We start from the raw sequence: 14,235 nt of genomic DNA on the forward strand, positions 1-14,235 counted from the left end.
CCTTGATGAGCCCCCTCCTTGAGGTAACAAACATGAAAACCAAACTGCTGATGATCGGCCTGCTCTTTGCCGGCAACGCCCTCGCCTTTCACTGCCCTGCAGACATGAAGAGCATCGATGACGCCCTCGCCAAAGGCCCGGCTCTCAGTGCAGAGCAACTGGCCGAGGTGAAAAGGCTGCGCGCCGAAGGGGAAACCCTGCACAAGGCAGGCAAGCATCAGGCATCCGTCGATACCCTGGCCAAAGCCCTGGCGCTGCTCGCACCGGGCAAGTCCTGACGCAACCCACGACTGAGGTTGCCCCGATGCAGAGCACCTGTATGTGACTCAAAAAGAGCAAGCCCCCGCCAACTTACGCAGAGCTTATAACTTCTTCACCTTCCTAGGTCGAGACTGCTTTTCTGTCAGCAGCCTCGGCCTGAGATCCAGCACATGTATGGTCAATGAAACTGCACCTCCCATCTCCCGCTCTACACGTCTGGCTTCATCACCCAACAGCTCCTTGAGCTCTTCTAAGCCGATTCTTTCCCCGCTATCAGGATGATCCCACTCCCGCACCTTGGACAAGGTGATCAGTAATGCACCGGTTCGGCGAGTTTCAAGCGACAGATATTTTCTTACCAATTGAAATTCGATAGTGTCACGCAGGTCACGAGCCGTGCGATTATCGCCAAGTTTCAACTCAATTACTGTCTCATATTCAGAAGCAGTCGAACGAAGGCGAATATCGGTCTCCTTTTCATCAGCGGTTACTGACTCCTGATCCACCTTATAGATGCCATTGGCTGCATGTTGTAACTCGCGCGCGATCTCGCGGCGCATTAGCTTTTCCTGATTGATTTCAGCCCACAGTTCACGTGGCGACTCATCGCTATTTAATAATTCATCAAGATCAGCCAAACGATCACGCAGCAAGGTGAACATAGCCGCATTCGTTGTCAGTGGTGCTTCACATTTTTCTGCGAGTTCACAACATTGTTGTTCATTCAAGAGCTCGGAATCAATTTCTTTAGCCCATGCTTCCTGAGCTAATGCCAGAATTCTATCTTTGAAATGAGTAAATAGGGGATCAATAGCCATATCATGTTTAACTTGCCATCCTTCTTCCCCTTGTGACTCCAATAATGCTGTCAGAATTGCATTGCGTGCATATTCGGCATTGTCACGCATATCGGGTGTATAACAACCTTCATGTTCAGCATCATCCTGACGCCTTACATGCCGGTAAGCCAGACGGGCAAGCCTGAGCAATAATTCAGGTGTGAAACCATTATTTCTTATATTAATGCCATCATGGCGTTCATTAAATAATTTTGTAAACCATTCCACGGGCTTGCTTAAGGGTTCAGGTTCAATATCTCGTAACTTTCCTTCAAGTACATCAACACCCGACTCAGGATTTAAACGTATCAAGGTTGATAACCAGATCAGCATAACCGGCTCTGCCAGCTCTTTACTTACATATTCCTTAGCCATGAAACATAACTTGGCTTGGTGGTCAACATCACCGTGGATTAAAATTAATTCAATCACTCGAGAATAACGAGACATAAAATCTGATGATTGCGATTCATCATCGATTAGAAGTCCAATTTCACTCAACCATGTAACAAGGCGAGGAACAAAAAGCATAGTCACTGAGTTGGGGGCATGATGGAGGCGTTGCAACAGCATGGAGTGATGAAGTTCATGGGTAGAGGTAGATAGTACCCACTCAAGCTCTTTACCAAAAATTTCACTGACAGCCGATGGGTGATACCTCACCAAGTCATTAATCCAGTCCGGTAATTTATTCAGTTCAAGTAATGAATAACGTGCGGCTAGCATTGCCTTCTCCTGAGTCAGCGAGCTCGCCCAGTCAGTATCCTCTGCTTCTGCATAGAGTCCGGCCAAGCCGAGTCGCCATATCTCCAGATATGTGCTTCGCTGATCTTCTGGTCTCTCACAAATCAGCATCGGACAATGCTCTCGCCAAGAAGCCATAAAAAGCGTACGAAGCCGACCGGTGACTATGCCTCCAAAATGAGATTCAAGGAAGGGACGGTTCCAACCAGATAAATTATTATCATCAGCGGTTATTATCATTACCCTGAATAAATCCCACACCATATTTTTATAATGGTCATCTAAGAATACATTTTCAGTATATTCTGAGATCTCACGATGCAACATCATCCAACTGGCTCGTATCTCTGCTGCATCCATCTCTTGCTGTTTACGCAGTTCCGCATCTTGGCGCTGTAACTCTTCACAGGCTTTATCATGCTCGGATGGCTTTATTGCTTCATCAAGTAATGAGAGCAAATCTGGTTGGTCTGCAACTAACTCTCGCAAATCTGATAATGGGATTCGCAATCGATAGATCGCAATATGCATGAGTATCTGATGCTCAAAATATGACTTATTTTTATCTTGAAGGTCATTGACTACCCAAGCCTGATCCAGCTGTACCGTGAGATTAATAAGCGAATCATAAGGAATGATTTCACCCACCCGTTGCCATATATCATCGATTGGACACAGAGATTGTACCAAAACGTCAGTTGTCCAAAAAACAAGCTTCCTATTTTTGCTATCAAGTTCATTTATCCGCTGTGCTAACGCCTGATGAATTTTATCATCATCGTATTCACGCTGCCGCAGGCGTGATGCAAGTACACTGGCATGGATCCATTGGCCGGAACACTGGTACTCAAGCCCTCGAATACAGGTCGCAGCTAGAGCACTACTCAGATACTGGTGGGAAGAGACCATATGTGGCCATTGCTCTTGCCGCCATTGCAACCCATCCGAGATGAGGGTTACTAATTTGTCCCGCAGCTCCTCCTGTTGTGACATGACTAGTGGTGCATTTTTGATTAGCGATGGCAGTCGCCAACTCAGGTTGCTAACTGACCGCTTTTTCCATTGCAGCCAGCCTAATGACTGACAGAGCTGTGACACAGAAAGATAACTTGGAAACAGAGCAAGAATTGCTTCACGCACTATTTCGTCAGGCCAGTCAGGATGTTGAGAAACCATAAGTGCAGCTATTTCACCCAATCTTGGGTCGTTCAGCGCTTGCAGTGCATGAATTGCATAAATACGCTCCACCTCAACAAGCATTGAATCAGTGGCAACTGAATATACAAGATCAGAACAGCCACAAATCACTCCTCGCTCAATGAGCTCCAGCAAAACACATCGCACTTCCTGATTATCGATACCTTGCTGCCACTGCAGATTAATCTCATCAGTCAACTCAGGAGTCGCAAAGCGTTTAATTTGGATAGATGGAGTGTGTAAACCACGCCTCCCTCCTTTTCCATAACGCTGAATATATGCACCAAGAGCTTGTTTACGCTGAGCAAGAGTCAATGATGCAGGATCACCTTCATCCAGTAGCAGCGTCGGCTCATGATCACGAATTGCTTGAAAAATGTCGTCATTCAATGCTGCCAACCAGCCCGCAATCGCCCGTTTGGAAGGAAGTACAATGGTATTACCCTTGGTCTCAATAAGGAGCAGCCGCTTGAGGGCACGAAGCGACATGCCTTTATCCCTCATTTCCTGCAATTTTTTTGCGGCAAGAAATTCTGACACTGAACGATGGTGAAAACGTACTCGCCCATAGGAGGCAAACCCAAACAGGGGGCGCTCCAATAACGTTTGTCGTTCCTCTTGTGTCCAGTCTGACAGGATTATCGACGGATCAAGCGCAGCCTCACCCTGTTGACCATTATCCGATTTGGCGCTGTGTCTGATCGTCAAACGACGGGTCAGCCACATGGCCAGAGCCAGCCTGCTCGCCCCCTCGATAGCTTTATCTATAGAAAGTTCGGCAAGCTCATGCCGCTCTTCCCTATCTCGGGGCTTAAGTTTGATTCGAATACTGGCTTCAACTTGCTGGCGGTGGGTTCGAAGCTGAAATCCCGCCTGCCAATCAGCGCAGAGTTCAATAAGATCTTGAGGACGTCTGGCAAACTCAAAGGCGTTTTGCCTCTCAATGTCACTAAACAATTCGGCTGTATTTTTGACACCTTGCTGCTCGGCAAACTCGACAATCTGTGGATTAGAAAGCGGCATCAGCGCAACTGTGCGCCAATCGGGAATGGGCTTTTCATTCGATTGGCCAGAGGAGATAGGCATATGCTCGCCCAATGCCATGCTGGCAAATTCTCTTTCCTTTTCTTCCGTCGACCGAGGCTTTATCTGAAGCGGTACCGGCAGTTTGCTGCGAACAAGTTGCATATCAAAAGGGATGGGGCGAGTCGTCACCACCACACGCACCCTTCCCAAGTTATTTTCAATACCCCTTACGAAACGATCCAACGCTTGTCGGAAGCTGCCTCTGGTCAGCTGTAATTCGTCGACAGAGTCCAGAAAAAAGGTGGCCATCTCAGACTCTGAGGCCAGCCATAGATCAAAACGTGTCTTCTCCTCATAACCCAGCAGATCCCGCAAATGTGTGGATGCCAGACTGGCCAACTCAACAAAGAATGCGGCTTCACCCTTTGCAGCCAAAAGACGGGCTTGCTCGCGACACTCATGGGTCTTGCCTGACCCCGCCTCGGAAATAAGCAGGATACGTTTTGAGCGTAATAACGCTTCCCAGGTGAGACCGTCAGACCAACCTAGCTGAGTCAGAAAATATTGCTTATCAGCATCAAATATTTGTTTTTCATCAATATCTTTGAAAGTGCGTTCGATCATGACTGCTCGCTGAGTGCTGCTAGATGGATGACAGTAATAAGCAGAGAAGAGAGCTTCAAACTGCCGCTGGCGGTACTAAGCGTATCTTACGAAAGATGGGGGCAACAAATCTCGATTAACCGGTAAGTAAATCAATAACCAATTGATTTAAAACAACAATTTAAGAAATGAGCTCTTTGCATTGAAAAAAAGGCCACCCGCTTGGGTGGCCCTGTGGTTTATTGCTCTTGTCCGCAGCGTACCGCGCTTACTTGACGTAATCCTCGGTGGGGATGCAGGAGCAGAACAGGTTGCGATCGCCGTAGACATCGTCGATGCGATTCACTGACGGCCACAGTTTGGCTGCGCGCACTGCGTCGGACGGGAAGACCGCCTCGGCGCGGCTGTAGCCACGGGACCACTCTGCATCCATCACGTCATCCTGGGTGTGGGGCGCGTTGACCAGCGGATTGTCGGTCAGGCTCCAGTGGCCGTCCTGCACCTTGGCAATCTCGGCACGGATGGCGGTCATCGCCTCGACGAAGCGATCCAGCTCGCGCTTGGATTCGGATTCGGTCGGCTCGACCATCAGGGTACCCGCTACCGGGAAGCTCATGGTCGGCGCGTGGAAGCCGTAGTCCATCAACCGCTTGGCCACGTCCATCTCGCTGATACCGGACGCCTCTTTCAGCGGACGGATATCCAGGATGCACTCGTGAGCCACCCGGCCGTTACGGCCGGAATAGAGCACGGGGAAGGACTCCCCCAGCTTCTTGGCCAGATAGTTGGCGTTGAGGATGGCCACCTGGGTGGATTTCTTCAGCCCCTCGTCGCCCAGCATGGCGATGTACATCCAGCTGATGGGCAATATACTGGCCGAACCGAACGGTGCCGCCGACACTGCGCCGTTGTTGCGGCTCTCCTTGTCGGTCTTGACCACGGCGTGGCCGGCCACAAAGGGTGCCAGGTGTTTCTTCACGCCGATGGGGCCCATGCCCGGACCGCCACCACCGTGAGGGATGGCGAAGGTCTTGTGCAGGTTGAGGTGTGACACGTCCGCGCCGATAAAGCCCGGGGCAGTGAGGCCCACCTGGGCGTTCATGTTGGCACCGTCAAGGTAGACCTGACCACCGTGCTGGTGAACGATGTCGCACACCTCCTTGATGGTCTCCTCGTACACCCCGTGGGTGGAGGGATAGGTCACCATCAGACAGCTAAGCTTCTCCCCCGCCTCGGCGGCCTTGGCGCGCAGGTCGTCGAGATCCACGTTGCCGGACTTGTCACAGGCGGTGACGATGACCCGCAGCCCCGCCATCTGGGCTGAGGCAGGGTTGGTGCCGTGGGCAGAGGCAGGGATCAGGCAGATATCGCGATGACCGTCGCCACGGGACTCGTGGTACTTCTTGATGGCGAGCAAGCCTGCGTATTCACCCTGGGCGCCAGAGTTGGGCTGCATGCAGACCGCATCATAACCTGTCACCTTCACCAGCCAGTCTTCGAGGTCTGCCAGCAGCAGCTGGTAGCCCTTGGCCTGGGCCAGCGGAGCGAAGGGGTGCAGCTTGCCGAACTCGGGCCAGGTCACCGGGATCATCTCGGCGGTGGCGTTGAGCTTCATGGTGCAAGAACCCAGGGAAATCATGGCGTAGTTGAGCGCCAGATCCTTGGCTTCGAGACGGTGGATGTAACGCAGCATCTCGGTCTCGGAGTGATACTTGTTGAACACCTCGTGGGTCAGCACGGCGTCGGTGCGCAGCAGATCCTGCGGGATGCCCTGATGGGTCTGGGCCGCCTTGTCGAGCGCCTCCACGTCCAGGCCGTGGCCCTTGCCGAGGAAGAGATCGAACAGCTCGGCCACGTCGCCACGAGTGGTGGTCTCGGAGAGAGATACGCCTACGGCACCATCCAGATCGGCGCGCAGGTTGATGCCCAGCCCTTCGGCCTGGGCGATCAGTGCCGCCTTGTCGCCCGTCAGTACGGTAAGCGTATCGAACCAGCTGGCGTGTTTGAGGGCCACGCCCTTGGTTTTAAGCCCCTGCGCCAGGATGCTGGTGAGACGGTGCACACGGGAGGCGATGGTTTTCAGTCCCACCGGGCCGTGGTAGACGGCGTAGAAGCTCGCCATGTTGGCCAGCAGCACTTGGGCGGTACAGATATTGGAGTTGGCCTTCTCGCGGCGGATATGTTGCTCGCGGGTCTGCATCGCCATGCGCAGGGCACTCTTGCCACGGGCGTCCTTGGAAACGCCTATGATGCGACCCGGCATGGAGCGCTTGTAGGCGTCGCGGGTGGCGAAGAAGGCGGCGTGAGGGCCACCGTAACCCATGGGCACGCCGAAGCGCTGGGCTGAGCCGAACACCACGTCGGCGCCCAGTTCACCCGGGGACTTGAGCAACAGCAGGGAGAGCAGGTCGGCGCTGACGCAGGCCAGCCCCTTCTGGGCTTGCACGGCGGCGACCAGCGCCCGTACATCCTTCACTTCCCCCGTGGTGGTGGGGTACTGGAACAGGGCACCGAACACCTCTTCGCTCACCGCCTCGCTGGCAGGGCCGACGGCCACGTCGAAGCCAAAGTGCACGGCGCGCTCCTTGACCACGTCGATCACCTGGGGATGCACGTCATCGGCCACGAAGAAGAGATGAGACTTGGACTTGGCCATGCGCTTGGCCAGCGCCATGGCTTCGGCAGCGGCAGTGGCTTCATCCAGCAGGGAGGCGCTGGCGAGATCCATGCCGGTCAAGTCCAGCGTTAGTTGCTGGAAGTTGAGCAGGGCTTCGAGGCGGCCCTGAGCCAGCTCCGGCTGATACGGGGTGTAGGCAGTATACCAGCCCGGGTTTTCCAGCACGTTGCGCAAGATGACATGGGGCACATGGGTATCGTGATAACCCATGCCGATGTAGCTCTTGGCAATCTTGTTCTGGGCGGCGTAGCCCTTGAGTTTGGCCAGTGCCTCCACTTCGGTCATGGAGGCACCAATGCCAAGCGGGCCCGGACGGCGAATGGCGGCGGGGACCGTCTGCTCAATCAGGTCATCCAGACTCTCGGCGCCCACCTCGGCCAGCAGCACACGCAGCTCTTCCTCACCCGGGCCTATGTGGCGGCGGATGAAATCGGTTTTTTGTTCGAGTTCAAACAGTGACTGGGTCATTTCCCTATTCCTGGTAATAAGTCCTGGTAACCAAGACCTGATGTTCCTGATAGCCGGCTGATACCGACTCCACTCATGTTCTGAATACCGCAGGCAGTGTGCACAGTGCAGTACCGGATGCTGCGACAGCATCGACAGGGGGTCACCTTGTTACGCATAACCTGGCGCACAAACAGACTGGCCCGATGGCAGGCCATGCCTGCAAGCGGCGGGCGCGGGCGACTTCACCCTGATGCCGGCCGGTACGGGTCCGGCTGGCAGACATACAAACGGGCCCTGCCGTGTTGGCAGGGCCCAGGGGCATTACTCTTCGTCCACCAGGTTCTGGTAGCCTTCGGCATCCAGCAGGTTGGCGAGCTCACCCGCATCGTCCAGCTTGATGCGGAACAGCCAACCAGCGCCGTAGGGGTCTGAGTTGACCAGCTCAGGGCTGCCTTCCAGCTCCTCGTTGACGGCAACAATCTCGCCACTCACAGGGCTGTAGATGTCAGAGGCGGCCTTGACCGACTCGGCCACGGCGCAGTCATCACCGGCACCAATTTGCTTGCCCACTTCCGGCAGGTCGACAAATACCATGTCTCCCAGCAGATCCTGGGCGTGCTCTGTGATACCAATCACGGCCTCGCCGTTGGCTTCAACACGGATCCACTCGTGGGAGGTGGCATATTTCAGTTCGCTCGGGATATGGCTCATTTGTGCTTCCTTATTCACTTGGATCACTTGTACCTGGAGGGGGTACAAGGGGTACTGGCGAAGGCGATCCCCTTCGCCGCAATGGGGTTGTTACACCAGTTTCTGGCCGTTGCGCACGAAAGCGGGCTTGGTGACCTTGACGGTGACCAGCTTCTTGCGGATCTCCACCTCGGCCTGCTCGCCGATATCGCGGGGCACCCGCGCCAGGGCAATACTGTAGCCCAGGGTCGGCGAGAAAGAGCCGGAGGTGATCACACCTTCCCGTTTTTCACCGCTGGCGGTGGTGAAGGTGACTGGCATGCCGGCACGCAGTACGCCCTTCTCTTCCATCACCAGACCGACCTGCTTGGGCTGGGTACCCGCCGCTTTTTGTGCTTCCAGCGCGGCGCGACCGATAAACTGGCGGGAGGCCGGTTTGAAGGCCAGGGTCCAGGCCATGTTGGCGGCGAGCGGGCTGATGCTTTCGTCCATATCCTGGCTGTAGAGGTTCATGCCGGCTTCGAGACGCAGGGTATCCCGCGCTCCCAGCCCGCACGGGGCCACGCCGTTATCCAGCAGCGCCTGCCACAGGTCACACGCCTTCTCTTGCGGCACCACGATTTCATAACCGTCTTCACCTGTGTAACCGGTGGTGGCGATAAAGAGATCCCCTGCCTGCACGCCGAAGAAGGGCTTCATGCCTTCCACTGCCGCGTTCTGCTCAGGGGTGAACACCTTGGCCGCCTTGGCCTTGGCGTTGGGGCCCTGTACCGCGATCATGGCGAGTTCGGGGCGTTCGGTCACGCTCACGGCAAAATCGATGGCGTGGTGGCGGATCCAGGCCAGATCCTTCTCGCGAGTGGCGGAGTTCACCACCAGACGGTAGAAGGTATCGGTCAGATAATAGGTAATGAGGTCATCGATGACGCCGCCATCGGGGTTGAGCATGCCGCTGTAGAGGGCCTTGCCCGGGACTGTGAGTTTGGCCACGTCGTTGGCCAGCAGGTGTTGCAGGAAGGCTTTGACCCGCTCGCCGGTCAAGTCGACTATGGTCATGTGGGAGACGTCGAACATGCCGGCATCGGTGCGCACCGCGTGGTGCTCTTCCAGCTGGGAGCCGTAGTTGATGGGCATTTCCCAACCGTGGAAGTCCACCATTTTGGCGCCGGCTTCCAGGTGCTTGGGATGCAGTACTGTAGTCTGGATCATCGCTGTGTTTCCTTAAGCGTTCGCGACAACACTCGCAATCCGCCTTCCTCTGACAGCCAACAGTACGGTCAATCGCCTGTGCAACAGAAAGAGAAGAGACAGTCGGAGTCTGTGCTCGTTCCAGCCCCGCGGGGCAAGAGTGATTCCTTGAACGCAGCGGATTATATGACAAGAGGGCGAGCACGCCGCTCAAAAAAAACTAATCCACCGCCAGTAAACAGACCCCAGACACTAAGGTAAAAACAGTGATAAAAACAGTCGAACAGCGACTCACACGAGATTAAATTTTGATTTTTACCGTTTCGTCACAATTTGAAGAAAAACGTTTCGCCCACCACCCAGATTAAAGGCTGATGCCCAAAATGGGTCATCAGCCTCGTCACATTAGTTTTGTTGTAAAAAAACCTGAGTAGTATTAGATTTTTTCACCCTTGGCCAACCCAGGCAGTTCGCCATCGAGCCCCATGGCGGCCCGGATCACCCCCTGCTTGAGCGGCACCAGCGCATCGAAGGCGCACAATCCCATTCCGCGCACCAGCTTCTTGAGGGGGTTGGCCCCGCTGAACAGTCGCTTGAGCCCTTCCATCGCCGCCAGCATGCGGGCCGCCTCGCTCTTGCGCCAGCGCTCATAGCCACGCAAGTTGGCCAGCAGACCGATATCAATGCCAGCGCGCTGACTCTGCACTATCTGCTCGGCCAGCGCAGCGGCATCCAGCAGGCCGAGGTTGACCCCCTGCCCCGCCAGCGGATGTATGGTATGGGCCGCATCCCCCACCAGCACCAGCCGCTCGCGGGCGAAGTCGCGGGCATAGCGGGCGGTGAGCGGGATGGCGCTGCGCGCCCCTTCCACCTTGCACAATCCCAGCCGACCATCGAAGGCGGTGGTGAGCTGGCGGTTGAACTGTTCATCATCGCAGGCGCACAGCGCCTCAGCCCGGGTGGCGGGCACGGACCAGACGATGGAACAGAGGTTGGGTTGCCACAGGGGCAGGAAGGCGAGCGGGCCATCCGGGGTGAAGATCTGGCGGGCCACCGCCTCATGGGGCTCGGCACAGCGTACCGTCGCCACCAGGGCATGGTGGCCGTAATCCCAGCTGGTGAGCGGAATATCGGCCTGGCGGCGCACCCAGGAGTGGGCGCCATCGGCGGCCACCACCAGTTTGGCCGACAAGGCACGACCATCATCCAGCAGCAGGAGTGATCCCGCCTCGCCACTTTGCAGGCTGGCTGCCCGGACGGGGCTCAGCAGGCTGATGTTGCTCGCCTCCCCGTTACTGTCACCGAGGATCGCCTCCAGCAGCGCCAGCTGGATGACCCGGTTCTCGACTATGTGGCCGAGCGCCGCCTGGCGCAGGCTGGCGGCATCAAAACCAATTTGGCCGAAGCTGTCTTGCTCCCACACCTGCATCTTCTCGTAGGGCTGCAGGCGGCGCGCCTCGATACCGGCCCAGGCACCAACCTGCTGCAAGATGCGCTGGCTGGCCAGACTCAGGGCACTGACCCGGTTGTCCGGTGCCTCGCCGAGCTGGGGTTCGGGCAACTGCCCCTCCACGATGGCAATCTTGAGGCCGCTCTGCTTGAGTGCGGCGGCGAGCCCCAGGCCCACCATGCCACCTCCCACAATAACCACATCCACGTTTTGCATCTGCATCATCTGTTCCTTTCGTGGCTGACCGACAGGGTCAGCAGGGGGCGCCCATTGGCATCGACCCCGTTCAATACGCGGTTTGCTGCCGCCTATGGGCGGCACACCTTATTTACGGCACAGGTCGGCTACAAACCCCAAGGTGCGGGAGGCCAGCGGCGCCTTGAGACAAGTCAGCCGCCCCATCAGGGAGAGCAAGAGGTTGCGGCCTGCCACCAGGGGCTCATGACTATTGGAGAAGAGCTGGGCCAGCGAGGAGGTGAGCCAGATGGTCTTGGCCTGATCCTCCTTGCGTTGCTGCCAGTAGCCGTTGAGCACGCCGAAACTGCCGATGTCCTCCCCCACGGCAAGCGCACGAGCAACCGCCTGGGTGAGCAGGTCAAGGTCGCGCATGCCGAGGTTGAAGCCCTGCCCTGCGATAGGGTGCAGCAGGTGAGCGGCATTGCCCACCAGCACTGTGCGCTGGGCCAGTGGATAGTCAGCCGCCGTCAGCACCAGCGGATAAACGTGGCGCTGACCGGCCCGCTCGAAGCGCCCCAGCCGCCAGCCAAACGCCTGTTGCAGCCGGGCGAGAAAGGCGGCCTCATCCAGCGCCATCAGTTCATCCACCTGATCCCGCCCGACGCTCCACACCAGAGAGGAGAGCCCCTCCTGCATCGGCAACAAGGCCAGCGGGCCCCCCTCGGTGAAGCGCTCGAACGCCCGACCGGCAGGATCCTGCGCCGTCTTGACGGTAGCTATGATGGCGCTCTGCTCAAAGTCGTGGCGGGTCACCGCCATCTTGAAGTGCTGGCGCACGAAGGAGTTGCCGCCATCGGCCGCCACCAGCAGTCGGGTCTGGTAACGCTCACCGCTGGCCAGCAGTAAATCCACCCCCTCTTCCAGCGGCTCGACCCTGGCCAGCATGGCCGGGCACTGCATCCGGATCTGCGGGCAGGCCGCGATCGCCTGTTGCAGCTCAATCCCTGCCGCCGAGAGCTCGATCACCTGACCAAGCGCGGGCAAACCATATTCCGTCGCCGACAGTCTGGCCTGACCGCCATGGCCCCGATCCGAGACATGGACCTGGGTGATGGGGGAGCAGTGAGGGGCGAAGCGAGGCCAGAGTCCGTGGCGGGCAAGCGCCTCGCAGGTGCCTGCAGAGAGCGCTATGGCACGGGCATCGAAGCCAGGGTGAAGCGTGAGCTCGGGGGCGCTCGCCTCCAGCAGCAGGATCTGCAGGGGTTTGCCGTCAGCACCTCGTAGCGCTGCGAGGGAGAGCGCCAGCACGGCGCCACTCATTCCACCGCCGACGATAGCCACATCGACGTGAACCAGATCAGATTGAGACATGAGATGAGAGGGAGAAGCTAAAACGTGGCCTCATGCTATCACAAAGCAGTGGGCCAGGATGCGAAGCCACGGGCAAAAATCGGGGGGCAGCCATGACGCAATCGAAAACCTGCCGGACTATGTCGGCAAGCCGACACCTGCAACAAGGCCGGATAAAAGCAGAGCGCCACCTGGGCGCTCTGCGTTGTTTTATGCTGTTTCTGTCGCAGTGACGACCGCAAGGGCCAATCAATGCAAAGTCGGCGGTGCGATCGGGGTATCCGGGCGTTTGCCAAACTCCTCGAAGGTCATCATGACCCCCAGGCGCACATGCTCGTAGAGCACCAGGAAGGAGGCTTCGTTTTCATCATCTTCCTGATCGAACTCGGCAGAAACCTGGGTGATGCTGGCGATGTCCTGGATCATCTCCTGCAACTCTTCAGACGCTTTGGACAGCTCCTGCTGCGCCACACCAAAACCGGCCAGGAATGCCTGGGACCAGTCCACCAGCGAATCGATACGCTCATCGAGCGGCGCCTCGTCGCTTGGCAGCAGCAGCTCGACACCCTTCTGGGCCATCAGGCTCTCGACTATCTCATGATAGAGATCTGTCATCACCTGGCGCACCGGGGCCGGCAGGCCGAAACCGTCGTTGACCAGGTCGTTGAAAGGCGGCAACCAGCTCTTGTCATCCAGTGCCACGCCACCGCAGACGAGACCGCAGATCACGCCATGGGCCTCCACCGCCGTTGCCATCAGCTCATGCTGTTCCATCAGGTCGGCCACGGCCGTGTATTTCAGGGGGTTCGTTTTGCTCATCGAAGATCCGCTCAAAGTTCAGGCAAATATGCAGAATTAATGGTCAGGATCCTAGCATTCTCCCCCTTCCAGAGCCAGCAAGGCCTTGAAACTTCTGCATCTGCGCTATATAGTCCCGCCCAGTTGTCCACGTGGATAAAGGCGGAAATCAGCACCGCCGTATTGAGGAAGGCATGAGCACAGAGGCCGTAGAAATCGTCATTTTGGGACGTCCCTACAAGGTATCCTGTCCCTTGGGACAGCAGGACGCCCTGCGCCAGGCCGCCGACCAGCTGACTGACAAACTCATAGAGCTGCGTCAGCGCTCCAAGGTCTCCAGCAACGAACAGCTGGCGGTAATGGCAGCACTCAATTTTTGCCATGAGCTATGCCTTGAAAAAGAGAAGAATCACCAATACTCTGAGACCATGGACAAGCGGATCAAGATGCTGCAACGCACCATAGAAGCGGCGCTGATCGAACACGGACAGTATGGCGAATCCAGCGAACAGGGCCAGCAGCCCTAATCGCGCAACGTTTTAAAATTCCCTGGGATGTGCGTCAGCCGGTTCAAGTCCCCGAGCCGATAATCATACCCAACAGGGGATCGGCCTTCTGGCTATTGCGCATGCTCGGCACGACCGAGAAGCCTGCGGTCAGATTCGATTCCCGCCTTGAACCTACGGTTCAAGGGCCCAAACCGGCAACGGCATCTCCGGGGTACCAACAGCAAAAAGCCCGTCATCACGATGACGGGCTTTTTCTTTGCTTGAAGATCACTCACC

At 56.7% G+C, this 14,235-nt stretch carries 9 protein-coding genes and 1 other RNA gene; 3 read left to right on the forward strand and 7 right to left on the reverse strand.

Translation table 11 applies throughout. From position 1 onward, the window contains the following. The first annotated feature begins 32 nt into the window (after positions 1-32). Entirely contained in the window at positions 33-278 is a 246-nt protein-coding gene (locus tag ONZ54_RS14075; RefSeq protein WP_005310368.1) for a helix-turn-helix domain-containing protein, read from the forward strand. An 84-nt stretch (positions 279-362) separates the two neighbouring features. On the opposite strand, the gene ONZ54_RS14080 is transcribed toward ONZ54_RS14075, so the two are convergent. From ONZ54_RS14080 to ONZ54_RS14110, 7 genes are all read right to left on the reverse strand, one after another. After that, positions 363-4,691 carry an NACHT domain-containing protein gene (locus ONZ54_RS14080; RefSeq protein WP_271786465.1) on the reverse strand — a complete coding sequence of 1,443 codons (4,329 nt, stop codon included), beginning with the start codon at positions 4,689-4,691 and terminating at the stop codon, positions 363-365. A 247-nt stretch (positions 4,692-4,938) separates the two neighbouring features. Next, positions 4,939-7,815 carry an aminomethyl-transferring glycine dehydrogenase gene (gene gcvP, locus ONZ54_RS14085; RefSeq protein WP_271786466.1) on the reverse strand — a complete coding sequence of 959 codons (2,877 nt, stop codon included), beginning with the start codon at positions 7,813-7,815 and terminating at the stop codon, positions 4,939-4,941. A 303-nt stretch (positions 7,816-8,118) separates the two neighbouring features. Further along, complete coding sequence (gene gcvH, locus ONZ54_RS14090) at positions 8,119-8,508, reverse strand: glycine cleavage system protein GcvH (RefSeq protein ID WP_271786467.1); 390 nt, start codon at positions 8,506-8,508, stop codon at positions 8,119-8,121. 90 nt (positions 8,509-8,598) lie between these two features. After that, positions 8,599-9,696 (reverse strand): glycine cleavage system aminomethyltransferase GcvT, encoded by a 1,098-nt coding sequence (gene gcvT, locus ONZ54_RS14095; protein ID WP_271786468.1) that lies wholly within the window; start codon positions 9,694-9,696, stop codon positions 8,599-8,601. Positions 9,697-10,111: 415 nt separating this feature from the next. Then, complete coding sequence (locus tag ONZ54_RS14100; protein WP_271788287.1) at positions 10,112-11,347, reverse strand: FAD-dependent 2-octaprenylphenol hydroxylase; 1,236 nt, start codon at positions 11,345-11,347, stop codon at positions 10,112-10,114. A gap of 102 nt (positions 11,348-11,449) precedes the next feature. After that, positions 11,450-12,673: a 2-octaprenyl-6-methoxyphenyl hydroxylase gene (gene ubiH / locus ONZ54_RS14105; RefSeq protein WP_271786469.1), complete on the reverse strand. Its 1,224-nt coding sequence runs from the start codon at positions 12,671-12,673 to the stop codon at positions 11,450-11,452. Positions 12,674-12,901: 228 nt separating this feature from the next. After that, complete coding sequence (locus ONZ54_RS14110) at positions 12,902-13,471, reverse strand: UPF0149 family protein (RefSeq protein ID WP_017411397.1); 570 nt, start codon at positions 13,469-13,471, stop codon at positions 12,902-12,904. Between the two features lie 173 nt (positions 13,472-13,644). Between ONZ54_RS14110 and zapA the strand changes: the two genes are divergently transcribed. Both zapA and ssrS read left to right on the forward strand, forming a co-directional pair. Continuing rightward, the gene (gene zapA, locus ONZ54_RS14115; protein WP_005310350.1) at positions 13,645-13,977 is read left to right on the forward strand and encodes a cell division protein ZapA; all 333 of its coding nucleotides are present in this window, start codon (positions 13,645-13,647) and stop codon (positions 13,975-13,977) included. A gap of 16 nt (positions 13,978-13,993) precedes the next feature. Further along, a non-coding RNA gene (ssrS, locus tag ONZ54_RS14120) (6S RNA) lies at positions 13,994-14,176 on the forward strand. The last annotated feature ends 59 nt before the right edge of the window (positions 14,177-14,235 follow it).

Origin of the sequence: Aeromonas salmonicida (genome assembly GCF_028355655.1) — a bacterium.
GTDB lineage: Bacteria > Pseudomonadota > Gammaproteobacteria > Enterobacterales > Aeromonadaceae > Aeromonas > Aeromonas salmonicida.